Origin of the sequence: Streptomyces kanamyceticus, assembly GCF_008704495.1 — a bacterium.
Lineage (GTDB): Bacteria > Actinomycetota > Actinomycetes > Streptomycetales > Streptomycetaceae > Streptomyces > Streptomyces kanamyceticus.
Map to the genome: position 1 here is coordinate 1,780,179 of NZ_CP023699.1, position 26,518 is coordinate 1,806,696.

Sequence of the window (26,518 nt, forward strand, 5' to 3'; positions counted from 1 at the left end):
CACCGACCACGCGCACGGCACCGCCGAGTCCGCGGGAGCCTGGCTCTCGCGGCTGATCGGCGAGCTGCTCGGCATCGACGAGGAGCTCCCCGCCGACCGGCCGCTCGGCGAACTCGGCATCGACTCGCTCACCGCGGCCCAGCTCTCCGTGGAGGTCGAGGAGCGCACCGGCGCCACCATCGCCCTCGACCGGTTCCTCGGCGACGAGACCCTCGACGACCTGGTGCGCGCCCTGCGCGCAGAGGCGGATCCCGCCGCTCCCGGGGCCGCGGCATGACGCCCCGGGCGCACGCGGCCGACGTCATGAACCGCGGGGACCTGGCCCACGCCACGCTCGACGACGAGGTGGAGCGGGTCAGGCTTGAGGCGCGGCACCGGTTCGGGGGCTTCGTCCTCGACCACGTCAATCCGGGCTCGTACTTCCTGAACCACGAGCGCAGGGCGCTGGACAAGCGTCTCTTCGAGCAGGCGGGCGACCTCGGTCTGCTGCGCTTCTCGCTGCCCGTCGACGCGGGCGGCGACGGCAGGGACAAGCTCGCCTGGGGCGTGGTGGTCGAGGAGATCGCCCGGCTCTCGCGCGATCCGGGATTCGCCGTGCTGCTCGACATCACCGTCGAGATCACCGAGCTGATCCTCTCCAGCGGGAGCCCCGAACTCATCGACGCCTACGTCCCCGACCTGCTGTCCGGGCGGCGCTTCGGGGTGCAGGGCGCCTATGAGAACCGGGATCCGTACGACTACCGGTCCACCGCGCGCCTGGAGGGCGACACCTGGGTGCTCAACGGCGCCAAGCGGTTCCTCGCCGGGGCCCGGTTCGCCGACCTGTTCATCCTGTTCCTGCGCGACGAGGCGTCCAACGACATGCTCGCCTTCGCCGTGCAGAAGGACGATCCGGGCGTGAGCGCCGTGCACATGGACACCATGGGCCTGCACACCATGGGGCTCGGCCAGGTCGTCCTGCACGACGTGCGGCTGCCCGCGTGGCGCCTGGTGTGGCGTGCCGACGCGCTCAGCGAACTCAACACCTACGCCCGGATCCGCCGCACCATGAGCGCCTGCGGGGTGCTCGGCGCCCTCGACGGGGTCGTCGACGCCTGCGTGGAGTCGCTCACGCCGCGCAGGCGCGGTGGCCGTCCCGTGCTCGACTACACCAACGTGGAGCGCACGGTCGGCGAGATGCGCATGCTGCTGCAGAGCGCACGCGCGGGCATCCACCGGGCCCTCGACGGCACCCGGTCCCCCGGCCGCGACCCGCACTTCGACGAGTTCGCGACCGTCGCCAAGCACCAGGCGGCGGAGTGCGCGCTGCGCGTGGGCAGGCTCGTGATGGGGTTGCAGGGCGGCGAGGCGTACATGTCCGCGTTCCCCTGGGAGCGGTTCATGCGCGACATCCTCGGCCTCGTCTCCGGGCAGGGCTCCCAGGAGACGCTCCTCATCCAGCTCGGGCAACGCGCGATCGTCGGCCTGGAGGGCAGGCGGGTCCGCGAGGACGCCGCCGAGCGGTCCGTCGCCCGGTGCGCGGACGCCTGGTGGGCACTGCACGCCGTCGAGCGGCGGCACACAGCCCCCGGCGGACTCGCCGACGCGGTGGGCGAGATGACCACCGCCGCGGGCCTGGACGGCGACATCGCCCCCGAACAGCTCGCAGCGGTGACGGGACTGCTCGACCGCGCCCACGCGCTGCTCGCCGCCGTGCGGTCGGGGCAGGCGCCGACGGTGCTGCCGCCGGGGCCCGCGGGCCTGTTCGAGGGGCGCCTCGCGGAAGTGGCGGAAGGGGCGTGGACGCTCGTGGCGTGCGCGGTCGCGCACGAGAGCGGGCTCCTGAACCGACTCGTACGGCCCGCGACAGCGAAGGAGGCGGCCGACGGCCTCTCCGAGGACCTGACGGAAGGGCTCCTGCGGATCCTGGCCGACGCCTCGCTCGTGCGCGGGGACGAGGCCGGGCGCCATGCCGTCGAACCCGGCCTGGAACGCGTCCTCATCGGCGGTCCGCGCGCCGCGGCGTTCGCGGCGCGGCTGCGGCGCACCGTGATCGCGGGCGCCCGACTGCGCGCCGGGACACGGGGGTTGGGGCGCACGATGGTGCCGGGCTGCGGCGGCGAAGCCGCGGTGCTCGCCGACGCGCTCGTCGACGGGCTGCTCGGGCGACTCGAAGGACTGCCCTGGACGTTGGACGCGCCCGGCGCGCGGGTGGGCTGCGCGGCCGCCGACGGCGGCCGCACCGCCGCCCAACTCGCCCGGCACATCCCGTCCGTGCCGGTGCTCGCGCTGGAACCGGAACAGGTGGTGGTGCCCCCGGTGGGGCGCGGCGGCGGCCGGGCGCCGGAGCGGACGGCCACGGACCGGATCCAGGTGCGGGCCGGGGACCGTGCGGGCTTCGCGGCGGACGACCGGCTCGCGCTCGCCTGGCTGCCCGCCGGTGGCCGTACGGCCGAAGGGCTGCGGCAGGCCGTGACCGACGCGGTGGGCGCGCTCCTGCCGGGCGGCTGGCTCGTCGTCCCGTGCCCGCTGCCGCCCAAGCGTCCGCTGGGCGCCGCGGCCGTCCGGCTCGAACTCGCCGTCGCGGGCGGCGCGGTGCCGTCCGAAGCCGATGTCGAGGAATCGCTGCGGGACGCCGGGCTCGGTCAGGTCCGCGTGGCCTGGGAGGACGCGGCGCTCGGCCTGCGCCTGTTCGTGGGGCGACGCCCGTAGCAGACACACTGACGTGCGGCGGGCCTGCCCCGGGGCCCGCCGCACGGCAGTGGCCCGTGTCCCCACCCGGCGGCCGAGTCGCCGTCATGAGCTGCGCGGCGCCGTGTGACCGGCCTGCACACGTCTCGCCGCTTCAACCGCTTCAACCGCTTCAACCGGATACGACCGACATCACATCCACGGTTGATCGCCGCCCAATACACCCCTCGGCACACACGTCCAGTTCATGCCGAAGCGCAGCGCGAACCTTGCTCGCGGCATCACTGGCCTCGGGGACCCTTCGAGCGTGACCCGAATCAGTGTCGGCGCGAGCTGGTGCAAGGCTTCCTGCGGAGCGACCTGCCTCCGCGCAACAGTTTCTGTCACAAGCCGATTGGGGCAGTAGACGCGTACCTCCGGGCAGCCGCGCGCGCGGTCGGCGTCGCGCAAGGGCGCACCACGGTCGTAGGGGCGAGCGGTGCGCGTCAGCGGCCGCCCGTGTTCCTGCCCTTGCGCAGCAGGCACGTCAGCCGGGCGGAGCAGACCAGCTGATCCCGGTCGTTCGTGATCGTCACCTGGTACGTGCCGATCTGTGCGCCCTCGTGCAGCGGTTCGCAGACTCCGGTGACCAGGCCGTCGCGGGCGGCGCGGTGGTGCGTGCAGTTCAGTTCGAGGCCGACCAGCATGCCGTCCGGCGCCACGTAGGCCGCGGCGGCGAGGGAGCCGAGGGTCTCGGCGAGTGCCGCGCTCGCGCCGCCGTGCAGCAGGCCGAACGGCTGGCGGTTGCCCGCCACCGGCATGGTCCCGACCACCCGCTCGCGGGACCACTCGGTGATCTTGATGCCCAGGCGGTTCACCAGCTGTTCCGCCGCGAGCTCCGGGGGCAGGTCGGCCATGATCCGGTCCATCGGCTGCTTCATCGGGTCGCTCCCAGTGCGTTCTGTGCGCGATCGGCCTGCGTGACGAGGGCGGCCAGGTGGCCCAAGTCGCCCTGCGGGTACAGAGGTTCGGCGAGTTCGGTGCCGGTCCCGCCGGCCTCCGCCTCGCGCAGGAGCAGCGCCACCGCCAGGTCTCCCCCGGGCGGCAGCCCCGTGCCGCCCGACGCCGCCAAGTGGGCGAAGGCCGCGCCCGTGCGCGGATTCGCCGCGAGTTCCGCCGCGATCAGCAGGACCTGGTCGATGTCGTCGTCCAGGAGCAGCAGTTCGGCCGCGTCCAGCGCCTCCGCGCCGACGCCGCTGTCGGCGGCCAGGCAGGAGACGGGACCGGTGAGGCCGTACTCGATGGTGAGGTGGCCCAGGATCGAGGTGGTGACCGACTGGAGGAAGAGGAGCGGGTTGTGCACCCGGCCGCTCACCAGCCTCTGGCTCGCCAGGTCGGACGTCGTGGCGTCCCCGGCGACGGTGGCGAGCACGACGGCCGTCGTGTCGGGGTGCGGACCGACGAGCGGATTGTCCGCGCCCGGCTCGCCGAGGCAGCGCCGGACGGTCTCCCTGACCAGCGGGTTGAAGGCGGAGGCGATGAAGCCGGGTACGGCGGGGAGTTCGGCGCCGGTGGCCCCGGGCCCGACGCGCGCCGCGGCGGCCACGGCCAGCGTCGGCCGTCCGGTCGGAGAGGGAGTCGGAGAGGGAGTCAAAGAGGGAAGGGTCACGGCTGCTCCAGGATGATCGCGGTGTTCATGCCCCCGAAGGCCGCGTTCAGCGAGAGCACCCGGCGCAGGTCGGCCCGGCGCGGCTCGTTCGGCACCCAGTCGAGGTCGCACCGGGGGTCGGGCGCGTCGAAGCCCGCGGTGGGCGGCACCGTGCCGGACTCCAACGCCATGACGGCGACGACGAGTTCGACCGCGCCCGTGGCCTCAAGCAGGTGGCCCGTCGTGCCCTTGGTCGAGCTGACCATGAGCCGCCCCGCGTGGCTGCCGAACGCGGCGTGCAGCGCGGCGGTCTCGGCCAGGTCGTTGAGTTCGGTGCCGGTGCCGTGAGCGTTGACGTACTGGATCCCGGTGGGTCCCAGGCGCGCCCTGCCGAGCGCGCGGACGACGGCCCGTGCCATGCCGAGCCCTTCGGGGTGGGGCTTGACGACGTGGTGGGCGTCGGCCGCGGCACCGAAGCCGCCGATCCTGGCCAGCGGGCGACCGCCGCGCCGGAGCAGGTGCGCGCCGGACTCCAGGACGAGTGCGGCCACGCCGTCGCCGAGCAGCATGCCGCTGCGGCCGCTGGCGAAGGGGCGTACCTGCCCGTCCCTGGCGAAGGTGCGCCCCGAGTCGAACTTGGCGAACTGCTCCTCCTCCACCAGATAGCCGCCGCCGACCACGGCGACGTCCACCCGTCCCGCCTCGATGAGCCGGCAGGCGTGCGCGACCGCGCTGGGCGAGGCCACGCACGCGTTGATGAAGGCGAGCCGGGGCCCGGTGAACCCGAGGTCGTCGGCGACCGCCGCGGGCACCCCGCCCGCGAAGCTGCGGTGCGCGTCGGCCGGGTCAGGGGTCCGGCCCGCCGCGGTTTCCTGCCAGAAGCGGTGGATGCCGGTGAAGTCGCCCTGGGTGCCCAGGAGTACGGCGGCGCGGTGCGCGTCGACCGTCGCGGGATCGAGCTTCGCCGCGCCCAAGGCCCCGCGCGCGCAGTCGATGGCGGTCTCGGTCAGAGCGGGTGCGGGCGCGGGTCCCGTGCCGTGGGCGGCGGCGTACCGGTTGCGGAAGGGCTCGGTGTCGAAGCGCTCGACCGGGGCGAAGGCGGGCCGCCCGGCGAACACGTGCTCGCGCAGCGCGTCGGCACCGTGGCCGAAGGCGGTGAACGTGTCGTATCCGGTGATCCAGACGTCCGTGCCGCCCGGTGCGGGCGCCGCACTCCTCTCAGCGGGCATCGGTGCCCGCCTGGACGGCCGAGAGGAAGGTGTGGATCCCGCGTACCGAGGTGAAGAGGTCGAGGTCGGCGCCGTAGGGGTCGACGCTGAGCCCGTGCTCCTCGTCCATGGCGTGCTGGAACCAGACCAGGGCCAGCGAGTCGAGGGTGAGCGGGGTGTCCTCGCCGAGTTCCTCCAGGGCGAGCGGGACGATGGAGTACTGGGTGAGCAGCCTGCGGATCTCGTACGTCGTGATCACGTGGCCGCCTCGTGCTCGTGCCGCACGGCGGTTCTCCTGCCTCTGTCGGGCGCCGTCGGCGCCACGTGGATCGGGTCCCCGAGGTCGCGGACCGGGTCCGTCGGGGCCGCGTAGTCGACGCCGGGCAGGCCGAAGCCGTTGAGGGCCAGGCACTGCGCGCGGTAGCCGTCGGGGTCGCCGAGCCGCCCGATGTTCTCGGTGTCGACCAGCGCGAGCCTGCGGTCGACCTCGGCCTGTACGTCGGGGCGCAGTTCCCGGTCGTCGAGGCGCAGCCGCCCGTGCTCGTCCGCGCCGGGAAACGCGGCCGCCGTCCGTGACCTGCTCGCCGAGCAGCCCGGATAGAGGTGCTCGGCGAGCAGCCGGTGGGCCTGGGCGACGGGGCCCTCCTCCAGGCCCCGTTCGCGCATCACCCGCGTGAGGATCAGGGTGTAGAGCGTCTGGGCGGGGATGACCCGGCTCGCCTGGGTGACCATCGCCCGCATCACGGCGGTGACGGCGCGGCCGCCGGTGGGGCCGAGCCGGGCGTGCAGCGCGTGTGCCGTGGCCTCCAGGTGTTCCTTGGCCCTGCCGAGGGTGCCCGCCCGGTAGGTGGGGGCGAGCGCGGTGTTGCCCTGGTAGCTGAAGGCGAGCGTGGTGACGTCGGGCGCGAGCACACCGGCGTCGCCGAGCACGTCGATCCAGCGCCGCCAGTCGTCGCCCCCCATGACGGCGACCGTGTCCCCGATCTCCTCGTCGGACGCGGGTTCCAAGGTCGCGCTGCCGACCTCACCGGTGGCGCTGTCGTAGGTCTTCGCCGTGAACGGGGCGCCGAGCGGCTTGATCGCGGAGCGGTGCGTGCGGCCGGTCTCCGGGTGGGTGCGGCGCGGCGCGGCCAGGCTGTGGACGACCAGGTCCACCTGCCCGAGGTCGTCGCGGACGGCCCGCGCCGTGCGGTGTTTCACCTCGTCGCTGAACGCGTCCCCGACGACCGTACGGCCGTAGCGCCCGATGCGCGCCAACTCCCCTTCGAGTGCGGCCGTGTTGTACCAACCGGGGGTGCCGGTGCGCCCTGGCAGTCCTGGGCTCTCCCGGCACACGTTCAGCGTGGCGGCGCCCAGGCCGACGGCGGCGACGAGCCGGGTGGCGAGGCCGAGGCCCGCGGAGCCCCCGATGACGAGGACCGCGCGGGGCCGCGCGGCGCCGGGTGGCAGCGGCCGCTCCCGTACGTACGCGATGTCGTCGCGCACCCGCTGGGCGCAGCCCTCCGGATGGGCGTTGACGCAGAGGGAGCCGTGCGTCATCGGCTCGATGATCATGCCGTGGCCCCGCTCGGGACGGCGGCGCCCATGCGCGCGAGGAGCGCGTCGCGGTCGCGCAGCAGCTTTCCGTTGCTCGTGCGCGGGATCGCGGGGGCGACCTCGAACCGGCGCGGGACCTTGTAGAGGCTGAGCCGCTCACGGCACCAGTCCTGGAGGTCGCGGGCCGTCGTGCCGTCCTTCACGCCCACGAACGCCTCGATGGCGTTCTCGAAGAGCACCACCACCTCGCTGACGTCGGGGTGCGCCGTCAGGGTCAGTTCGACCTCCCTGAGATCGACCTTGAGTCCCCCGACCACCACCAGGGCGTCGGTCCTGCCGTGCAGGGACAGCACTCCGTTCGCGTCGATGCGGCAGCGGTCGTGCGTGCGCAGCCAGCCGTCCGCGTACCGCTCCGGCGCGCCGCCCTGTTCGTAGGCGTACGGGGAGGCGTCCGTGCGGATGTAGAGCTCGCCCGCCCGGACTTCGAGTGCCATGCCCGGGGCCGGTAGCCCCACCACCGGGGGCCGGTGCGTGCCCGCCAGGTCGACGGCGGCGATGCCGGTCTCGGTCATGCCGTACGCCTGGCCGATCCGGATTCCGTACCGATCGGCGAACCGCTCGTACACCTCGACGCGCAGCGCCTCGCCGCCGGATACGGCGAGGCGCAGCTCGGGCAGCGCGACCGGGTCGGACACGCGGGTGAGCAGCTCGAAGTGGAAGGGCACGCCGAAGACCACGTGCGCCCGCTGTTCCGCGAGGGTGGTCAGGAAGGTCCGGGGCCTGGCGTCCGGCGCGAACAGCAGCGTGGCGCCCGCGCGGAGCGCGTGCAGCACACCGCCGAGCAGGCCGAAGGAGTGCGTCAACGAGTTGCCGAGCAGCACCCGTTCACCGGCCTGCGGCATCTCGGGCAGGGCGGCGAACCGGTCGAGTTCGGCGAGCAGGGACGCCGCCGTGCGGCCGATCGCCTTCGGGTGTCCCGTGGAGCCCGAGGTGAACTGGATCAGCGCGTGCGCGGTGCTCGCCGCGCGGCCCTCGGGGCGGGCCTCGATCCGGGACTCGCAGGTGTCCCGGAATTCGACGCGGACGGCCCCCGCGTCCCCCGAGTGGATCAGGTGGCCCGGCGCGCACAGGGCGAGCATCCTGTCCACCTCGGCCCGGGTCGAGCGCGGGTCGATCAGGATGACCTGTGCGCCGCGCGTCCAGAGCGCGATGACGGTCCACAGATAGCTGAAGCCGGGTGTCATCCGGACGGCGACGGCCGATCCGGGGCCGATGCCGCGTGCCGCGAAGTCCCGTGCCAGCGCAGCGACTTCAGTGCGCAGCCGGTGCCAGGTGGCCTCGGTCCCGGCGCGCGCCCAGACGGCGTCGGCGGGCTGCGCGGCCAGCGCCCGCGCGAGCTCGTCGGCAAGGGGTTCGATGTCGGGTTCGTTGCCGGGTTCGTTGTCCACGGGACCCGCTCACTTCTCGATGCAGAACTCGGCGACCGGCCAGCCGACGTGCCGTTTGTCGGTCGGCGTGTAGCCCAACAGCTGATCGCCCGCCTTGAGTTCGGTGACGTTCAGGACGGCGGCGCCGGGGCCGAGGACCCGCACGTGCCAGTCGTCCTGCACGGTCAGGCTGACCTCGACGCCCTCGGGGGACGTCGCCTTGATGGTCAGGAGCGGGCGGGACTCCAGCTTGACGCGGCCCACCGCGATGCGCCGCGTACGGCCGTCGGCGCCCACGCCGAGCACGGTCGCCCCCGCCTGGAGTTCGCTCAGGTAGTTGGTGCGGTTGTCGGCGCCGAAGGTGTAGGAGTGCAGGGCACCGGCGTTGACGCGGAACGGCCGGGTCGGCATGTACGGCAGCGGGTGCGTCTCGCTGACGCAGAGGACGAAGCCATGGGCGTACGAGCCCACCAGGATGCCCTCGTCCTTCTCGAAGTGCGTGCAGGTGTCGACGCAGACGCGGTCGCCCATGCCCGAGTGCTCGATCGACTCGACGGTCAGCGAGGTGAGGTCGAGGGGTTCGGTCTTGGTGGCGAGGAGTTCGGCGAGCTTGAAGACGTCGTCGACACCGGACGGCGCCATCAGCAGCCCCTCGGAGCCCTTCTCCAGGACGCCGACGACGATCTCGGCCTCTTCGACGGAGCCGACCTCGCAGATCAGCCGTCCTTCCGAGCGGTCGGCGGCCGCGATGACGATCTCCAGCGGGATCTTGGTCGGGTCGCGGAAGCGCACGACGGTGTACGGCAGGTCGGCGGCCGCGCCGCAGGCCAGGTCGAGGGTGCGCTGGTCGGTCACCTCTACGTACGCGGTCGCGGACTTGTCGCCCGCGAGGAAGCGCAGGCGCAGCGCGTTGAGTTCCTGCTCGTCGGTGACGGTCACGGCGACGAGGTCGGGGCCCTCGCCCTCCGTCGCGTCCTCGGGCGCGGCGCCCTTCGGCAGGAGCACCTTGCGCACCGTCGGCGGCAGGGTGGAGAGCACCTCGGCGTGGGAGTCCACGATGCCGTCGAGCCGGGCGTGCACGGCCGCGTCGACGACGGCGGCGACCTGCTCGGGCGCGACGGAACGGATGTCGATCCAGGCGAATTTCACGTGAGTTCCTCGGGATGGAAGAGGCATGGGTGAAGAGGCATGGGTGAAGAGGCGTGGGTGAAGAGGCATGAGTGAGGTGCGTGCGTCAGACCGTGGCGACCGTGTCGTACAGCTCGGGGACGGGCCGCGGCAGGCCCGCGAGGTCGCGCGGCGCGTGGACGGTCTCGGCGAGTTCGCGTACCAGCCGCTCGGGGTCCGCGCTGGTGAACACCCGCCGCCCGACGGCGAGTCCGGCGCATCCGGCGTCGAGCACGGCCCGCGCGTAGCCGCTCAGGTCCGCGCCGTTCTCGGGTCCGCCCGCCACCAGGACGGGGACCGGGCAGCTCGCCACGACCTCCGCCATCCGGTGCAGCGGCGCGGCGGCCGAGGTCTTGACCAGGTCGGCGCCCAGGTCGACGGCGATGTTCACCACGTGGGAGAGCAGGGCGGGGTCGCACGCGTCGGCGATCCTGGGACCCCTGGGGTAGATCATCGCGAGCAGCGGCAGGTTCCAGTGCTGGCACTCGGTGGCGATGCGGCCGAGGTCGGCGAGCTGCGCCGCCTCGGTCTCCGAGCCCACGTTGACGTGCACGCTGACCGCGTCGGCGCCGAGCCGCACGGCGTCCTCCACGCCACCGACGAGCACCTTGGCATGCTCGTCGGCGGCGTGCACCGTGCCCGCGCTGAGGTGCACGATCAGCGCGCAGGAGCGCAGGTGGCGCGGGTCGATGCTGGGCGCGCGGCCCTTGTGCACGATCACGGCGTCCGCGCCGCCCGCCACGATCCGGCCCAGGAGCCGGTCGAACTCGACGGCGTCGGCGACGGGGCCGTCGGAGACGGAGTGGTCCAGCGGAATGAACAGATAGCGTTCGTCGGCTCTTCGCGAGAGCCTGCTCATACGGAGCTCTTTCCCGCCGAAGCGGGTCCGGGCGGCGGTCACCCGTCAGCCCTGGCCGAAGAGCGTACGGGCGAAGTACTGGGTGTCGAAGTACTCCCGCATGCTGCGGATCTGCCCGTCCTCGACGGTGAACTGGGCACTGATGTCCAGCTCGTAGGGAGCGCCGTCGCGGGTCGTGGCCCGGGTGACGCACTCGACCGACACCTCGGCGCCCTCGGCGATGACGTGCAGGACGTCGACCGCGTAGTCGGCCGTCGGGTCGAAGCGCTCCCCCATGGGCAGCAGGAAATTCTCGGCGATCTCCGCGAGTCCCTTCCAGGTGCCCGCCACCGGGTGGTCGCCCGGTATGCGGTAGACGGCGTCGGCGGCGATGAGCTGCGGGATGGCCGCGGCGTCGCGTTCGCGCAGGGCCTTGAGGTAGCGGTGCACGACGCTTTTGGCCTCGGCGCCGGTATCGGGGTGGTTCATGGCTGCTCCCGTAGGTCGAAGAGGTCGAGGGGTCATTCGTCGAGCAGTTGCGGCGTCAGGGCCCGCTGGAACGGCTTGAAGAGCACGGACTGGGGGGCGTGGCGCAGGTATACGTCGCGTACGGCGCGCAGCACGGGGTTCTCCAGCTGCTCGAAGCCGCCGAACTTGCGGGAGACCTCCACCATTTCCCTGGTGCGCTCGCGCCGCAGCTTCTCGTAGGCGCGCAGGGCCGCCACCGGGTCCTTGCGCGACGCCAGGCACTGCGCGAGCACCACGGCGTCCTCGATGGCGGTGCTGCCGCCCTGGCCGAGGCTGGGCAGCATGGGGTGGGCGGCGTCGCCGAGGAGCGTCACGGGCCCTTCGCCCCAGTTCTCCAGGAACGGCCTGTCCTGGGCCGGTACGGCGACGATGTCCTCGACCGGCGTGGTCCTGATCGCCTCGCGCACCTCGTCCGCCCAGCCCGCGTAGGCGCGCACGATCCGGTCCTTGTCACCGTCCCAGTCGCGGGCGGCGTCGGCGGGCATGTTCACGGTGCCCCACCAGTAGGCGCGGCCCTTTCCCACGTCGTGCAGGCCGAACCGGCTGCCGAGGCCCCAGTAGTGGGCGTTGAACCCCTTGGTGATCTTCGGGTGGGTGAAGGGGGTGACGGAGAGCCAGCACAGGAAGCCCCCGTAGCGCGGGCCCCTCTTGTCACCGGTGACGGCCCGCCGGATCGCGGAGTTGATGCCGTCGGCGCCGATCAGGATGTCGCCGGTGGCCTCCCTGCCGTCCTCGAACGTGACGCGTACGCCGTCGCCCGTGGTGTCGTAGCCGGTGGCGACCGCGCCCAGCGAGACGGGCAGTCCGCCGAGCGCGTCGAGCAGCGCCGCCTGGAGGTCGCCGCGGTACATCGCGACGCTGGGGGCGCCGAGCCGGTCGCCCGCCGTCTCCAGGGGCAGCGAGCGGAGCGTGCGGCCCTTGTCGGTCATGATCTCGGTGTGCAGGATCGTCTGGCCGCGCTTCTCCAGGCCGAGGTCGATGTCCAGGGCGCGCAGCGCGGCCACCGCGTTGCTCATCACGGAGATGCCGAAGCCCGCGGGGCGCAGTTCGGGCGCCCGCTCGTAGATCTCCACCTCCACGCCCACGCGGCGCAGGGCCACGGCGGTCGCCAGACCTCCGATGCCCGCTCCGATCACGATCGCCCGGGGGTTGGTGCGCTCAGACACGTCGCTTTCCCTTCTCTGCGGTGCCGGACTCGGCCAGTTCGGCGACCGCGGCCGCCACGTCGGCCACGTGCGGCTCCTCCATGATCGAGAGATGGTCGCCGGGTACGTGGACGACCTTCACGTGGCCGGTGGTCATGGTGTGCCACCCGTTGGCCGGGTCGGTGTGCTGGGTGCCGCCCGCGCCGTGCATCGCCCGCAGGACCCGCGGGAGCGGCTCGGAGGCACGGATCAGGGTGATGTCATCGGCGCCGGGTTCGGGCTGATAGTGCTGTGTGGCACGCCAGTTGGCCTCGTACACCCGGAACAGCCGCCCGACGAGGGAGCCGTCGCTGTCCGCGGGCAGAATGCCCTCGTCGGTCGCGGTCCTCGCGATGAAGCCGAACTTCTCATCCAGCGTGGTGAGTTCGGCGGGAATCGCCTCGATCGGCGAGTCGCCGCCGCGGCCGAGCAACAGCAGCTCCCAGAAGAACCAGCCGAGCAGCGCCTCGTCGGTGTATCCCTGGCGTTCCTCCGCGGGGCCCAGGGCGACCGTGTCCAGGAGGATCACCTCGGCCACCTCGTCGCCAGCGGCCCGCAGTTGGCGTGCCATCTCGAAGGCCACGAAGCCGCCGAAGGACCAGCCGCCGACGACGTACGGGCCCTGGGGGCGCACCCTGCGCATCGCCTCGATGTAGCTCGCGGCGATGTCGGGGACGGAGCGCAGCGGCTCGGTGCCCAGGTCCCCGCCGGACGCCTGGAAGGCGAACAGCGGCTGCCCTTCGGGGAGATGGCGGGCCAGCGGCACATAGCAGAGCACGTTGCCGCCCATCGGGTGGGCGAGGAACAGCGGCGTGCGCTCGCCCTCGGCGCGGATCGGCACCAGCGGGTCGAAGGAGAGCGTGGCGCCGCCGGACCGCAGGAGTTCCGCGAGCGCGGCGACCGTCGGCGCCGCGATGAACCCGGAGATGGGGATGGTGACGCCGTACCGCTGCTCGATGAGGACGACGAGCCGCATGGTGGTGAGCGAGGTGGCACCGAGCGCGAAGATGTCGTCGTGGACGCCGACGCTCCCGACGCCGAGCAGGCCGCCGAGCAGCTCCGCGAGCGTCCGCTCGTACGCGTCCCTGGGCGCCTGCCCGTCCGACGCCTCGGGCCGATCGAGCCGCAGGGTCCGCAGCGCCCCGTCGTCCCGCTTACCGCTCGGTGTCAGCGGCAGCTCGGGCAGCCACGCGAAGTGGTCCGGCACCATGAACTCCGGCAGGAGCGTGCGCAGTTCACCGCGGAGCGCCACCAGATCGGTGGATTCGGGGTCGCCGACCAGGAAGGCGACGAGTCCGGTGGATCCGTCCGCCGCCGCGCGGGCGACCACGGCCGCCTCCTTGATGCCACCGCCCGCGGGGCCCGCGGCGAGGCGCACGAGGGCGACCTCGGCCTCGGCGGGTTCGACGCGGTAGCCGCGGATCTTCACCTGGGTGTCGGCCCGGCCCGCGTACGCGAGGGAGCCGTCGGGCAGGACGAGACCCAGATCCCCCGTCCGGTAAGCGGTGACGGCCCCGCCGGGCAGCGTGACGGGGACGAAGCGCTCCTCGGTCAGCGCCGGGTCGCCGAGGTAGCCGTCGGCGAGCGCGGCGCCGGTGAGGAACAGTTCGCCCTGCACGCCGGTGGGCACGGGGCGGCCCTTCGGGTCGAGGACCAGCACGTCCGCGCCGCTGATGGGGGCGCCGATCGGGACGATGGCGGGGAAAGCCGCCGGGTCCCCGGCCAGGGTGTGGGTGGACACCACGTGGGACTCGGTCGGCCCGTACTGGTTCTCCAGGACGGCTCCGGGCAGCGCGGCGAGCAACGTCCGGATCTCGTCGGTGACCCGCAGTTGCTCCCCCGAGGAGCAGATCACCCGCAGCCCGCGAGGCACGACACCGAGCGCGGCCGACGCCTCCGCGAGCTGCTGCAGGGCGACGTAGGGCAGGAAGATCCGTGCCACGCCCTCGCGGTCGAGCATCCTCAGGAGCGCGGGCATGTCCCGCCGTTCGGCCTCGGCGACCAGGCGCAGGGTGCCGCCCGAGCAGAGCGTGGAGTAGATCTCCTGGAAGGAGACGTCGAAGCTGAGCGGCGCGTACTGCGCGGTGGTCCCGCCCGCGGCCGCGCTCGTGGCGCGGATCTGCCAGCCGATCAGGTTGGCGAGCGAGCGGTGCGGCATCACGACGCCCTTGGGGCGTCCGGTGGATCCTGAGGTGAAGAGGATGTAGGCGGTGCTGGCCGGGTCGAGCGGACCTTCGGAAACGCGCGGGTGCGGCTGGGACTGGGGCTCGTGCTGGGACTGGGGCTGCCGCTGGGGCTGCCGCTGGGGCTGCGACTGTGGCTGCTGCGACTGCGACTGCGACTGCGGCTGCGGCTGCGGCTGCGTCGCCTCGTCGTCGAACAGCGACTCCGCCGTCAGCAGCGGCGCCCCCTCCCCGAACGAACCGGCGTCCGCCGCGCGGGCGATGATCCGGAAGGGCTCCGCATCGGCCACCATCGCGGCGATCCTGGCCGCCGGATAGCCGGTGTCCAGCGGCACGCACGCGGCCCCGGCCATGGCGGTGCCGAGGATCGCGGCGATCGTCTCCGGCGAGCGGTCCATGGCGATGCCGACGCGGGCGCCGGGGCGAGCACCGAGGGCGACGAGCCGCCGCGCCACGCGCTCGGAGTGCTCCGCCAACTCCCGGTAGGAACAGGCGCGTTCACCGGTGGACACGGCGGGCGCGTCGGGGGTGCGGTCGGCCTGGCGCCGGAAGAGGCACACCACGTCCTCGTCGAAGGGCGCGACCATCTCCGTACGCGCCGCGCCCTCGGCCAAGAACGCGAAGTCCGGTGCCTCGTCGGGCTCGTCGACGATGCGGCGCAGCACTTCGGTGTAGGTGTCCCCGAAGAGCTCGGCCTGTGCGGGCGTGATGCCGCGGCCCTCGCCGTCGATGCGCAGCGTCACCGAGCCGTCGACCGGGTGCGTGAACGCGTTGACCAGGAGCTGGAAGTCGGTCTCCTCCCAGGCCGTGAACTCCTCAAGACGTACGTCGGGCAGGCGCAGCACATCGGAGAGCACGTGGAAGTGCACGTAGTTGAAGGCGGTGTGCAGCACCGGGGCGCCGTGGTCCTCCTGGATCGCGCTCAGCGGGTAGCGCTGGTGGGGGCGGCCCGCGCGCTCCTGCCGGAACAGTTCCCGTACGACGTCGAGCCAGCTGCCGTCGGCCTCGGTCTCGGTCTTGGTGACGCGCACGGGCACGGTGTTGAGGAAGAGCCCCACCATCCGCTCCGCGCCCTCGCGCTCGGGTCTGCCGTGGGTGATGAGCCCGGTGGTGAAGTCGTCGGCCCCGGAGAGCAGTCGCAGTGTCAGGGCGTACGCGGCGAACAGCAGGGACTTGACCGGCAGCGCCTGCTCCCGGGCCAGCGCGCGGGCGCCGCGCACGACGTCGTCGGGCAGTTCGACGAGCCGGACGACCAGGTCGTCGCCGCGCGGCGGTTCGGCGGCCGCGAAGCCGTCGAGCCGCAGCGCGTCGGCCCCGTCCGTCACCGTCTTCCAGTGCTCGCGCGCCGCCGGGTCGGCCAGCGCCGCGCGCTCGCCCCCCAGGTGATGGGCGGCGGCGGGCGGCGCCTCGTCCGTGACGGGCCCGATGTCCGCGCCCAGGGCGTGCAGATAGTCCTGGAGGAGTTCGGTGAGGAGGTTGGCGACGCTGCCGCCGTCGAGCAGCGCGTGGTGGAAGCCGAGCACCAGGTCGACGCCGTCGTCGCGGACGTGGGCCCGGAACAGGTACAGCGGCGCGTGCTCGAACCGGTAGCGGTGGTAGCGGCGTTGCTCGATGTGGGCGTGGATCTCGTCCTCGGCGTCCGGCGCCGGGCGGCCGCGCAGGTCGACCACGTCGAGGCCGCCCGGCGCGTCCGCGTGCACGAGCTGCAGCGGCTCGGTGAAGCCGCCGAGGTCGAAGGAGGAGCGCAGCGCGGGGTGCCGGGCGGCGATCCTGGCGAAGGCGGCCCGGAAGTGCGTCTCGTCCCAGGCCATGGCGAGCCGGTAGCGGAACACGTCGTGGTAGACGGCGGAGTGCTCGCTCTGCAGGCTGTGGTAGACGAGGCCGAGTTGGAGGCGGGTCAGCGGGAAGGCGTCGACGGCGTCCGTGATGCGGGCCCGGTCCACCCGGGAGACGAGGCCGAAGGGCGGCAGCTCGGCGGCGGGGCCCGCTGCCCCGGTGGCGGCGTGCGCGGCGAGGGCCGCGACCGTCGGGTGCCACACGAGGTCGTTCAGCGAGAAGTGGATGCCCTGCCGCTCGGCGAGGGCGCGCAGGCGCAGCATCAGGAGTGAGTCGCCGCCGAGCGCGTAGTAGTCGTCGTGGATGCCGACCCGCTCCGCGCCGAGCACCTCGGCCCAGATGCCGACGAGTACCCGTTCGGTCTCGGTGCGGGGCGGGGCGCCCGGCTCGCCGCGACTCGTTTCCGGGTCCGGCAGTGCGCGCCGGTCCAGCTTGCCGTTGGGGGTCAGGGGTATCGCGTCGATGCGCGGCAGATGGGCGGGGATCATGAACTCGGGCAGTTCGGCCGCGAGTTGCTCGCGCAGCCACCTCGGGTCGAGGTCGTCCTCGCCCGTCCAGTAGCCGACGAGGTAGGTGCCGCGCCCCGGGGACGTGCGGTCCACGACGGCGGCGTCCCGTACGCCGTGTATGCGGACCAGGGCGTCCCGGACCTCGCCCGGTTCGACGCGGTTGCCGCGGATCTTCACCTGGCCGTCGATGCGGCCGAGGTACTCCAGGGTGCCGTCGGCGAGCCAGCGGGCGAGGTCGCCGGTGCGGTAGAGCCTGCCGCCGTCGACGAACGGCGCGGGCACGAACTTCTCCCGGGTCAGCTCGGGTCTTTCCAGGTAGCCGCGGGCGAGCGCGACACCGCCGATGCACAGCTCGCCCGGTACGCCGACGGGCTGGGGCGTGCCGTCGGGGCCCACGACGTACAACTCCGTGTTGTCGATGGGGCGTCCGATGGGGACCCGGGTGACGGGCCGTCCCGGGTCGGCAGGGCAGGTGTGGGCGCAGACGTCCACGGTCGCCTCGGTCGGCCCGTACAGATTGGTCAGCGCCGGTGCCCCCGCGACACCGGCGTAGACGCGGTTGAACTGGTCGACGCGCCCCGGGGGCAGCGCCTCACCGCTGCACACCACGTGGCGCAGCGAGTCCGCCCGCGCACGGTGGCGCGGCGATTCCTCCAGGAGGTCCAGGAAGGGACCGAGCATGGAGGGCACGAAGTGTACGACGCTGACGCGGTGTTGGGCGATGGCGTCGAGGAGTTGGCGCGGGTCCTTCTCGCCGCCGGGCGGCAGCAGCGCCACGGACGCGCCCTCGATCGCCCACCAGAACAGCTCCCACACGGAGACGTCGAAGGAGATGGGGGTCTTCTGCAGGAGTACGTCGTCCTCGCCGATCGGCAGGGCGCGCTGCATCCAGGCGAGGCGGTTGACCACCGAACGGTGCTCGACCATCGCGCCCTTGGGGCGGCCCGTGGACCCCGAGGTGTAGATGACGTAGGCCAGGTCGCGGGGGCCCGCCACGGGTTCGAGGGCGGCCGCGGAGCCCTGCATCAGGTCGTCGACGGGGCACACCGGCGTCCCGGCGGGTACGGGCAGGTCCGGGGCCTCCGCGTCGGTGACGACGACCTTGGCGCCGCTGTCCTGGAGGATGTGGCCGATGCGCGCCGCCGGGTAGCCGGGGTCGACGGGGACGTACGCGCCACCGGATTTGAGGACGCCGAGGACGGCGGCGAGCATCCGCGGGCCGCGTTCCATCAGCACGGCGACACGGTCGTCACGGCCCACCCGGCGCGCGCGCAGCGACCGGGCCACTTGGTTGGCGAGGGCGTCGAGTTCGGCGTAGCGGATGGTCTCCTGCTCGTCGTCGCCGAGCACCGCGGTCCGGTCGGGGAAGCGGGCCGCCCGTTCCTCGAACAGGGCGTGCAGGGTCGTGTCGTCGGCGAACGGGACGCGGGGGCCGCGGGCGAAGCGCTGGAGGGTCTCCTGCTCGCGCGCGGAGAGCATGTACAGCTCGCCCGCGGGCAGTTCGGGCTTGTCGAGCCCGTGCGCGATCAGCGACGTCAGATGTTCCACGAGCGAGGTGACGGTCAGGTCGTCGTCGAACACGTCGGTGGCGTAGCGCACTTCGATCCGCAGGTCCGAGCTGCCCCTGGCGCCGACGACGGCGACCGCGAGCGCCTCCTGCTCGTGCGGCGGCGCCGTGAACGACACGCCGCCGCGCACCACGCCGTCCAGGGGCAGCGGGTTGCGCAGCGTCAGATAGGAGAGGGTGACGTCGAAGAGCCTGCGCTCCCTGGACCCGTCGGCGGGCAGCTCCCGCAGCAGGTCCCCGATCGGCAGCCGTTGGTGCTGCTGGAGGTCGCCCACCGATTCCTGGAGGTCGGTGGCGATGCCCGCGAGCGGCTTCCCCTCGGGCACCTCGATGCGCAGCGGCAGGGTGTTGGCGTACTGCGCGACGGCTGTCAGCTCGGCCCGGGTGCGCCGGTTGAGCAGGGGTACGCCGATCACGGCCTGGGTGGTCCGGTGCACGCGGGCGAGCCAGGTGCCGAGCGCGGCGGCGACGTACGCGAAGGGGGTGCTGCCGCTCTCCTTGATGCTCTCGACGACGGCGCCGGGCAGCGTGAAGGTGTGCAGCCCGAAGGAGGAGCCGGTGTCCTGGACGCGCCGGGGGAAGAAGTTCGGCTCCATCAGGGCCAGTTCACCGCGGTGGTAGGCGCGGTCGTCCGCGTACTCCTGGGCGGCGAAGTAGGCGTCGCGGCCGGTGACGGCGGCCAGCACGGACGGCGCGGGGCCGCGGTCGCGCGGCTCCTGTCCCCGGGCGCGGCGCGCGTAGTCCTCCATCAGCTCGGTGTGCAGGACCTCCGCGCCGCGCCCGTCGAGCAGCAGGTGGTGGCCCTTCAGGAAGAGCTGGACCGCGTCGTCGCCCTCGCGCAGCAGCGTCGCCCGGAAGAGCCGCCGGTCACGCAGGTCGAAGGGGGTGGCCATGGTCCTCTCGCGCCAGGCCCGGCAGGCCGCCTCCGGATCGGGTTCCGCGGAGAGGTCGACGAGGTCGACGACGGGTTCGCCGTCGTCCCTGAGGGTGTCGGCGAGCCACTGGCACGGCACCCCTTCGGCGTCGTCGAAGCGGAGCCGGAAGGTGTCGTGGCGCTCCAAGACGCGCGTGAAGCACGCGCGCAGGAGCTCCCCGTCGACGGCACCGGTGAACCGCTCGTAGACGGCACCGTTGAACTGCGGGCTGCCGGGTGCCCGGGATTCCGCGAACCAGATGTCTCGCTGGTACGGCGACAGCTGAACTTTGTCGGTACTGATGAGCTTGTCCTGTTCTTGAGTAGGGCCGTTACGGAGCGGGTGGGGGATCGGGGATGGGGATGCAGGGTCGGGGATCAGGAGGCCATGGCGGCCGCCCGCTTGGCTCGGGACGCCCGGACGCCCTCACGCCGGTCGGTGAAGGAGGTGGCCTGGGTGTCCAGCTTCGACAGGAATCCCGCGAGCTCCTCGCGGGCCGCCTCGCCCGCGGGGCCGAGCCCGTCGCGCTCGAAGACGCGCAGCTTGCGCAGGATCGGCATGACCACGTTGTCGTGGTGCAGCCGCAGGTCGTAGATGCCCGCGAGGGCGATCTCCGCGGACTTGCGCCCGAAGTCCTTGATCGTCGAACCGGGCATCTCGAACCCGATCACGACGTCCCTGACCACCTCCATGGCGGTGTCGGGGGACAGCTCGAAGGCGGCCTCGACGAGGTTGCGGTAGAAGACCATGTGGAGGTTCTCGTCGGCCGCGATCCGCGCGAGCAGGGCGTCACAGACCGGGTCGGTACTGACCAGACCGGTGTTGCGGTGCGAGATGCGGGTGGCGAGCTCCTGGAAGGCGGCGTACGCGATCGCGTGCACGGCGCTGAAGTTGTCGGGGCGGTCGTAGCCCCCCTCCATGTGCGCCATCCTGGCCCGCTCCAGGGCGCGCGGGTCGACGGCCCGGGTGACCAGGAGGTAGTCGCGCAGCGCGGTGCCGTGCCTGGCCTCCTCCGCCGTCCAGCGGTTGACCCAGGTGCCCCAGGCCCCGTCCTTGCCGAACTCGGCCACCGCGAAGTGGTAGCCGGGCAGGTTGTCCTCGGTCAGCAGGTTCACCACGAGCGAGGTGCGGGCGACCTCGGGGAGCGTCGCCTCGGTGGGCTCCCAGGCCGCGCCGCCGAGCGGGCCCTCGAAGTCGCGGCCCTCGCTCCAGGGGACGTACTCGTGCGGGAACCACTCCTTGGCGACCCCGTGATGACGGTGGAGGTTCTCCTCCACCACCGGCTGCAGCTCGGCCAGGAGGGAGTGCTCCGCGCGCGCGGCGCCTCGGTCGGACCGGTCGATGGGTGGCATTTCGCTCTCTCTTCGCGTGGTGGTCGAGGTGCGGGGCGGGGTGACCGGTCCGGCCGGACCGGTCACCCGTACCTGCGGTGCTACCGCGTACGTGAGCGGATCCAGGGAGTCGCCGCCGCGGCCGCGACGGAGCCGATGGCGCAGGCGAGGAACACCTGCAAGTACCCGGTGTCGTCGAGGACGTTGTGGCGTTCGAGGATCGCGGCGAGCGCCGCGATGCCGAGCGCGCCGCCGATCTGACGTGTCGTCATCAGCAGCCCGGTGCCGGACGCGAAGCGCTGGGGCTCGAGCGCGGCGGTGGCGGCGTTGGAGATGGCGGTCAGCGCGGCGCCGATGCCGAGGCCGCCCAGGATGCCGATGGGCAACCAGACGGCGACGTACTGCCGTTCGGTGCCCAGCAGCAGGTACATCGCGGCGCAGGTGGCGCCGAAGAGCACGGATCCCCCGGCCACCGCGGCCCACTGCTTGCTCGGGCCGACCCTGCGGCCCACCACGATCGCGCCGAGCGCGGCGCTGAAGGCACCCGGCGTGACCGCGAGGCCCGCCTTCAGCTCGGAGTAGCCCCAGATGGCGTTGAGGAAGAGGAGCGAGCTGAGCAGGTAGGAGTACATGGCCGCGCCGAAGAGCAGCGAGGAGACGTTGGTGGCGGCGAAGGTGCGGTTGCGCCACAGGTCGAGCTCGATGGCGGGCGCGCTCTGCCGCTTGGAGAGCAGCAGCGCGGCGAGGACGAGCACGAAGCCGCCGACGATCAGCGCGAGGACCGAGCCGCTGCCCCAGCCCCACTCCGTGCCCTGCGTCACGCCGAACACGACGCCGCCGATGCCCAGGGCGAGGGCCAGGGTGCCGACCGGGTCGGGCAGCTTGCGGCCGCTCGGCGTGTCACCGACGAGGCGCGCGGAGATCGCCACGATGGCGAGGCCGATCGGCAGGTTGATCAGGAAGACGCTGCGCCAGCCCCACACGTCGACGAGGAGCCCGCCGAGGCTCGGCCCGACGGCCGCGGCCATGGAGCCGACCGCGCCCCAGACGCCGACGGCGACCTGACGGCGGGCGGGCGGGGTGTGCTGGAGGACGAGGCCGAGCGCGGAGGGGATCATGCCCGCCGCGCCGACGCCCTGCAGCGCACGGGCCCCGACGAGCATCGGCACTCCGGTGGCGAAACCGCTCAGCACCGAGGCGACGGTGAACAGGACCGTCGACCAGAGGAACAGCTGCTTGCGCCCGATCACGTCGGCGACGCGGCCCGCGACCGCGAGCAGCGCGGCGAACACGACGGTGTACGCCGTGACGACCCAGGTCAGCTGGGACAGCGAGGCGTCGGTGAAGTCGCCGCGCAGGTCGGAGAAGGCGATGTTGACGACCGTGGTGTCGAGCACGGCGAGGAAGGTGGCCCCGGACGCGACGAACAGCGCGAGCTTGGCAGCCGTCGACGAGCCCGCCGGGCTCTGGTGCGCCTGCTCTTCGCCCACACCTGCGACGTCCCTCGGACCCGCTCCTGGCGAGGGAGGTGAACTGGTGGTCATGGGTGGTGTTCCCTTCGTGGTCGGTACCGCAGCCGGCATCGGATGCCAGATAAAACTAAACGACCGGTCGTTCTTTTAAAAGGGAGGACCGGCTCGGGCCGCGGTCGACCGGACTAACGAGCGATGAACTCCATGGCCGATTCGACGATCTCCGGCTCGCCGAGGATCTTGCGGTGTCCGAGCCCCGCGGTGATCACCAGCTCCGCCCGTTCCCCGTACGCCTCCTTCAGCGCGTGCGCCTGTGCCACCGGCACCATGTCGTCGTCCGTGTCATGGATGATCCGCATCGGTACGTCGATCTCCTCCGGTCCGCGCGTGGCGTCGAACAGCGCCCAGGGGTCGGTGACTTCGGCGAAGAGCCGGTGCTCGATGCGGTCGCGCAGGTCCTCGCGCAGGCCCCGCCGCAGCCCCAGGATCCGGGCGAACTCGTCGGGGAAGTGCCCGAAGTCCTTCACCGCCGCCACGGTGACCAGGCGCCCGGCCCGCACGTCGCCGCGGAGCGCGAGGAGGATGCTGGTGGCACCGAGGGAGTGCGCGACGACCGAGTGGAACGCGCCGTAGCGCCGCTGGAGCCCGCCGATGATCTCGCGGTACTCAAGGATCGTCGTGGACTTGCCGCCCGAACTCCCGTGTCCCGGGGCGTCGAAGGAGATCGGCGTCAGACCGAGCGCCTCCAGGTGCGGCACGAAGGCGGCGTACCGCGAGGCCCTGGACTGCCAGCCGTGCAGCATCAGGACGGGGCGCTCGCCGGTTCCCCAGCGGTACACCCGCACCTGCTTGCCGTTGACGGACAGCTCCTCGGTGACGGCGCGCTCGTGGGCGGCGCGCTCGGCGGGCAGCACCTTGCCGCGCCGCACCGGACGACAGAAGAGACCGAAGGCGAGCCGCCCCGCGAGGGCGGGGGCGGGCCGCGCCACCGCGTTCAACAGCCCACCGACGAACAACTCCACGCGGCTCATGCGCCCCGCTCCCCCTGCACGAAACCAGCAGCCCGCACCGGATGCCGCCGCAGGGCCTCGTGCGTCAGCTCGGCCGCCGCGCCCGTGTATCCGGCCGGGTCCAGGAGCTCCGCGAGGGCTCGCGGGTCGAAGCGGTCGGTGATCCGCGGATCCCCGGCAAGCACCGTCGCCAGCGGGCGGCCCGAGGTCGCGGACTCCCGTGCGGCCCGGCTCATGACCTCCTTCGCCGCGGCCTTTCCGAGAGCGGGCGCGAGTACCGCCGCGAGCCGCTCCGAGACGATCAGGCCGCCGGTGAGGCCCAGGTTCTCCCGCATCCGCGCGGGCCGCACCTCCAGGCCCGCCACCAGCTCGCGCGCGGTGTGCGCGGCGCCTCCCGCCAGGCGCAGGCACTCGCGCAACGGCTGCCACTCGGCGTGCCAGGCACCGGCCGAGCGCTCGTCCTCCGACAGCAAGGTCTGCGTCAACACACTGGCGTAGGCGGGCACTTGGAGAGCCGCCGAGCGGATCAGTGTGGCCAGTGCGGGGTTCCGCTTCTGCGGCATCGCCGACGAGACGCCCCGGCCTGCCGCGGCGGGCTCGGCCACCTCGGCGACCTCCGTACGGGCCAGGGACTGCACGTCCACCGCGATCTTCCCCAGCACCCCGGTGGTCAGGGCGAGTTCGGCGGCGAGGGCGGCGATCGGCAGCCGGTTGCTGTGCCAGGGCAGCGCCGGGGCGCTCAGGCCCGTCTCCGCGGCGAACCGGTCGGTCAGCCGCCGCGCGTAGCCGTCCGTGGGCGCCCCGCCGCTGTGCAGCTTCTCGTACTCGACGTAGCCCGCCAACGTTCCTGCCGCGCCGCCCAGTTGGACGACCAGGCCATCCTCCCGCAGCACCCGCAGCCGGTCCGCCGCCGCGCCCACCGCGGTCAGCCAGCCCGCCGCCTTGAGGCCGAACGTCGTCGGCACCGCGTGCAGCGCGAGCGTGCGCCCCGCCATCAGCGCGTCCGCGTGCTCCTCGGCAAGCGCCCGCAGCGAGCCCGTGATGTGCTCCAGGTCCGCCGCCAGGATCGCGAGGGTGCGCCCGGCGACCAGCATCAGCGCGGTGTCGAAGATGTCCTGGCTGGTGGAGCCGCGGTGCACGTAGTCGGCGGCCGCCGGGTCCTTGTCGGCCACCAGGCGCGTGAACGCCTGCACCAGGGCGACCACCGGGTTGGCCGCGCCCCTGCTGAGCACGGCGAGTTCGCGCAGGTCCAGGAGTTCGGCGCGGGCCAGCGCGGTGATGCTCTCGGCCGCCTGCGCGGGCACGTTGCCGAGGGCGGCCTGGGCCCGGACGAGGGCCGCCTCGGCGTCGAGCATCGCCTGCAGCCAGGCGCCGTCGGACGTCGCGGCCTCGGCGGGCGTACCCGCGCGGACCGGGCTGAGCAGCCCGGCGTCGAGGGAGGGAAGGGTGCTGGTCACCTTGTCAGCTCTCCGATCATCTCGCTGTCCTGGCGGGCGCCCCCGCCCAGGCCGAGTACGGCGAGGGCGATGGCGTCGGAGTCCTGCAGCGTCACCGAGTTCACGCCGGGCCTGATGCCCGCCGCGGTCGCCCAGTGCACGGACTCGGTGGGCACGCCGAAGGCGAAGCGCCGCGGATGCGCCCGGCCCGCCGCGTCGATCAGGTGGAACGGCGCGTCGGTGACGGCGAGTCCGCCCGTCTCGTACACGGAGCCGTCGGGGTCGGTCACCTCGTACGAGCGGCACTGCCGTTCCTGGAGGAGCCGCAGCAGCAGGGGATCGGCGGTGACCCGCAGGTCGATCTCCGGGAGGCGGGCCTCGATCAGGGTGGTCGCCCAGGTCAGCGAGTCCGGCACGGCGGCGGACTCGATGGTGAACGCCCGCGCGGAGTCGTCCGTCGCCGCCCGCACGTCGGGGCCGAGCACCCGCAGCACACCGGCCTCGATCAGGGCGATGGCCTCCTCGATGCGCCGGGCGGGCGGGCCGATGGAGAGGAACGCGTTCAGCGGCGTGTACCAGGCGTCCAGGTCCGCGCGGTGCGAACCGCCGGTCAGGCCGCCGTGGTCGATGACCAGCCGGAGTTCGTTGCGCAGATCGCGCAGGACGTCGAGCGCCGACTTGAGCGGCCCCGCCACGTTGCCCGCGCGGGCCGCCCTGAGGTCGTCGCGCAGGTGGTCCACGAGCCAGTCCGTGAACTCCTTCGGCGCGCCGAACTCCCGCCCCGCGTAAGGGCGGGCGACGCGGTCCCAGTCCCAGCGGTCCGCCGCGTCGATGCCGTACGCGTCCAGGATCTCCCGCTCCCGCGCACTGCCGGGAGCGGCCGCCAGGTAGCGGGTGCGCAGCAGTTCGGCGTCCAGGGGGCGGCCCTCGCCGGTGAGCAGGGCGGTGTAGTAGACCGTCTCGACCTCCTTGGAGACCAGCGGCCACAGCGTGCCGCGGAAGTCGATGCCGCCGTGCCGCCGGGACCGCTCGCACAGGTCCTTGATCACGTCGGGGGTCAGGACGGCGGGCTCGTGGCGGCCGTGCGCGCCCTTCTGGTTCTCGCCGCGCGAGTGGAAGGGAAGGCCCCGCCGGGATCCGGCGACCAGGCGCGGTTCGCGGCCCGAAGCGCGGTAGACGAGGCCGCCCCTGCCCCCTTCGCCGCGCGGTTCGAACCTGCCGCCCCTACCGAGCGTCAGGAGCGCCATGTAGTCGAAGAAGTTCAGGCCGAGCCCGAGCAGGGCGACCGTCTCGCCCGGCTGTACGGGCGAGAGGTCCACGTCGGCGGGGTTGGCGGGCACCACGTAGCCGAGGCCGTGCGCGTGCGCGAAGCCGCCGAGTTCGCGCTGGCGCGGTGAGCGGCGCACCGGCAGGTGGCCCTGGGCGAGGACGACGGCGTCGAGCCCCTCGATCAGCGTGCCGTCGTCGAGCAGGACGCTCTGGGCGCCGCCCTCGGCTCCGTCGGCGCCGTCGGCCGTGCCGGGCTCGTCGTCCAGGGCCACCGCACGGGCCTTGTGGACGACGGTGGTCAGCCGGTTCGGCGCCGTCTTCACGACCCGCTGGAAGACCCACTCCAGGTAGTGGCCGTAGAAGGCGCGCGAGGGGTAGGAGTCGGGGCCGAGCGCGCGGGCCTCGGCGAGGACGTGCTCGTCGTAGTGCCGGTCGTCCATCGGGCCGATGAGGATGAGGAAGCGTGCCCATTCGTACAGGCTCGGGCCCGGCGCGAGCTCTCCTTGGACCTCCACGCTTTCGTCGGTGAACATCGTGACCTGGGAGGCCACCGTGTTCATGAGGAGGTGTGCGGACTGGTCGCTACGCCACACCTGTCCGGCACCGGGCGGAAACGGGTCGACCACGTGCACGGTGATCACCGTCTCCGCCGGGGCCGACACGGCGTTCGCACACAGCCGTTCAAGGACCGAGAGCCCGCGGGGCCCGGCACCGATGAGGCAGACGTCGAGCCGTCGGCTGGTCATAGTCAGTCTCTCCACTGAATCGAAAGTCGTTGTGGCCATGCGGCGCGGTCCTGCGCAGGG

General features: G+C 73.0%; 18 protein-coding genes. 2 read left to right on the top strand and 16 right to left on the bottom strand.

Annotated features, from left to right (window positions below; genetic code table 11):
- Positions 1-52: 52 nt before the first annotated feature.
- Both CP970_RS44780 and CP970_RS06875 read left to right on the top strand, forming a co-directional pair.
- The gene (locus CP970_RS44780) at positions 53-277 is read left to right on the top strand and encodes an acyl carrier protein (RefSeq protein WP_263406816.1); all 225 of its coding nucleotides are present in this window, start codon (positions 53-55) and stop codon (positions 275-277) included.
- Complete coding sequence (locus CP970_RS06875; RefSeq protein WP_079043184.1) at positions 274-2,691, top strand: acyl-CoA dehydrogenase family protein; 2,418 nt, start codon at positions 274-276, stop codon at positions 2,689-2,691. Before CP970_RS44780 ends, CP970_RS06875 begins: the two co-directional genes overlap by 4 nt.
- Before the next feature lie 464 nt (positions 2,692-3,155).
- On the opposite strand, the gene CP970_RS06880 is transcribed toward CP970_RS06875, so the two are convergent.
- From CP970_RS06880 to CP970_RS06955, 16 genes are all read right to left on the bottom strand, one after another.
- Positions 3,156-3,590, bottom strand: coding sequence for a PaaI family thioesterase (locus CP970_RS06880; RefSeq protein WP_055544211.1), 435 nt, complete (start codon positions 3,588-3,590; stop codon positions 3,156-3,158).
- Positions 3,587-4,303, bottom strand: a complete 717-nt coding sequence (locus tag CP970_RS06885; RefSeq protein WP_107098823.1) for a beta-ketoacyl synthase N-terminal-like domain-containing protein — start codon at positions 4,301-4,303, stop codon at positions 3,587-3,589. Before CP970_RS06885 ends, CP970_RS06880 begins: the two co-directional genes overlap by 4 nt.
- Positions 4,304-4,314: 11 nt before the next feature.
- Positions 4,315-5,526: a beta-ketoacyl-[acyl-carrier-protein] synthase family protein gene (locus tag CP970_RS06890; protein ID WP_055544213.1), complete on the bottom strand. Its 1,212-nt coding sequence runs from the start codon at positions 5,524-5,526 to the stop codon at positions 4,315-4,317.
- Positions 5,516-5,764: a hypothetical protein gene (locus CP970_RS06895; RefSeq protein WP_055544214.1), complete on the bottom strand. Its 249-nt coding sequence runs from the start codon at positions 5,762-5,764 to the stop codon at positions 5,516-5,518. The genes CP970_RS06890 and CP970_RS06895 overlap by 11 nt, the downstream gene beginning before the upstream one ends.
- Positions 5,761-7,059, bottom strand: coding sequence for an enoyl-ACP reductase FabV (gene fabV / locus CP970_RS06900; RefSeq protein ID WP_063805998.1), 1,299 nt, complete (start codon positions 7,057-7,059; stop codon positions 5,761-5,763). Before fabV ends, CP970_RS06895 begins: the two co-directional genes overlap by 4 nt.
- Positions 7,056-8,489, bottom strand: a complete 1,434-nt coding sequence (locus tag CP970_RS06905) for a class I adenylate-forming enzyme family protein (RefSeq protein ID WP_055544215.1) — start codon at positions 8,487-8,489, stop codon at positions 7,056-7,058. Before CP970_RS06905 ends, fabV begins: the two co-directional genes overlap by 4 nt.
- 9 nt (positions 8,490-8,498) lie before the next feature.
- Entirely contained in the window at positions 8,499-9,617 is a 1,119-nt protein-coding gene (locus CP970_RS06910) for a 3-dehydroquinate synthase II family protein (RefSeq protein WP_055544216.1), read from the bottom strand.
- A gap of 85 nt (positions 9,618-9,702) precedes the next feature.
- Positions 9,703-10,536 carry a 2-amino-3,7-dideoxy-D-threo-hept-6-ulosonate synthase gene (locus CP970_RS06915; RefSeq protein ID WP_263406791.1) on the bottom strand — a complete coding sequence of 278 codons (834 nt, stop codon included), beginning with the start codon at positions 10,534-10,536 and terminating at the stop codon, positions 9,703-9,705.
- 3 nt (positions 10,537-10,539) lie between these two features.
- Positions 10,540-10,962, bottom strand: a complete 423-nt coding sequence (locus tag CP970_RS06920; protein ID WP_055544218.1) for a nuclear transport factor 2 family protein — start codon at positions 10,960-10,962, stop codon at positions 10,540-10,542.
- A 32-nt stretch (positions 10,963-10,994) separates the two neighbouring features.
- Positions 10,995-12,167 carry an FAD-dependent monooxygenase gene (locus CP970_RS06925; protein ID WP_055544219.1) on the bottom strand — a complete coding sequence of 391 codons (1,173 nt, stop codon included), beginning with the start codon at positions 12,165-12,167 and terminating at the stop codon, positions 10,995-10,997.
- A complete protein-coding gene (locus CP970_RS06930) occupies positions 12,160-19,476 on the bottom strand; it encodes an amino acid adenylation domain-containing protein (RefSeq protein ID WP_079043186.1) in 7,317 nt (2,438 codons plus the stop codon). Before CP970_RS06930 ends, CP970_RS06925 begins: the two co-directional genes overlap by 8 nt.
- A gap of 95 nt (positions 19,477-19,571) precedes the next feature.
- Positions 19,572-20,546 carry an acyl-ACP desaturase gene (locus CP970_RS06935; protein ID WP_055544221.1) on the bottom strand — a complete coding sequence of 325 codons (975 nt, stop codon included), beginning with the start codon at positions 20,544-20,546 and terminating at the stop codon, positions 19,572-19,574.
- An 80-nt stretch (positions 20,547-20,626) separates the two neighbouring features.
- Positions 20,627-22,015 carry a DHA2 family efflux MFS transporter permease subunit gene (locus tag CP970_RS06940; RefSeq protein ID WP_055544222.1) on the bottom strand — a complete coding sequence of 463 codons (1,389 nt, stop codon included), beginning with the start codon at positions 22,013-22,015 and terminating at the stop codon, positions 20,627-20,629.
- Between the two features lie 167 nt (positions 22,016-22,182).
- The gene (locus CP970_RS06945) at positions 22,183-23,028 is read right to left on the bottom strand and encodes an alpha/beta fold hydrolase (protein ID WP_055544223.1); all 846 of its coding nucleotides are present in this window, start codon (positions 23,026-23,028) and stop codon (positions 22,183-22,185) included.
- Complete coding sequence (locus CP970_RS06950) at positions 23,025-24,464, bottom strand: class-II fumarase/aspartase family protein (RefSeq protein ID WP_055544224.1); 1,440 nt, start codon at positions 24,462-24,464, stop codon at positions 23,025-23,027. Before CP970_RS06950 ends, CP970_RS06945 begins: the two co-directional genes overlap by 4 nt.
- The gene (locus CP970_RS06955; protein WP_055544225.1) at positions 24,461-26,458 is read right to left on the bottom strand and encodes an FAD/NAD(P)-binding protein; all 1,998 of its coding nucleotides are present in this window, start codon (positions 26,456-26,458) and stop codon (positions 24,461-24,463) included. The genes CP970_RS06950 and CP970_RS06955 overlap by 4 nt, the downstream gene beginning before the upstream one ends.
- Between the last annotated feature and the right edge of the window lie 60 nt (positions 26,459-26,518).

What these genes read in the sequence shown, in the direction of transcription:
- CP970_RS06935 (WP_055544221.1), bottom strand. Translation starts at nt 20,546, where the DNA reads ATGCCACCCATCGACCGGTCCGACCGAGGCGCCGCGCGCGCGGAGCAC.
- CP970_RS06880 (WP_055544211.1), bottom strand. Translation starts at nt 3,590, where the DNA reads ATGAAGCAGCCGATGGACCGGATCATGGCCGACCTGCCCCCGGAGCTC.
- fabV (WP_063805998.1), bottom strand. Translation starts at nt 7,059, where the DNA reads ATGATCATCGAGCCGATGACGCACGGCTCCCTCTGCGTCAACGCCCAT.
- CP970_RS06920 (WP_055544218.1), bottom strand. Translation starts at nt 10,962, where the DNA reads ATGAACCACCCCGATACCGGCGCCGAGGCCAAAAGCGTCGTGCACCGC.
- CP970_RS06890 (WP_055544213.1), bottom strand. Translation starts at nt 5,526, where the DNA reads ATGCCCGCTGAGAGGAGTGCGGCGCCCGCACCGGGCGGCACGGACGTC.
- CP970_RS06875 (WP_079043184.1), top strand. Translation starts at nt 274, where the DNA reads ATGACGCCCCGGGCGCACGCGGCCGACGTCATGAACCGCGGGGACCTG.
- CP970_RS06955 (WP_055544225.1), bottom strand. Translation starts at nt 26,458, where the DNA reads ATGACCAGCCGACGGCTCGACGTCTGCCTCATCGGTGCCGGGCCCCGC.
- CP970_RS06945 (WP_055544223.1), bottom strand. Translation starts at nt 23,028, where the DNA reads ATGAGCCGCGTGGAGTTGTTCGTCGGTGGGCTGTTGAACGCGGTGGCG.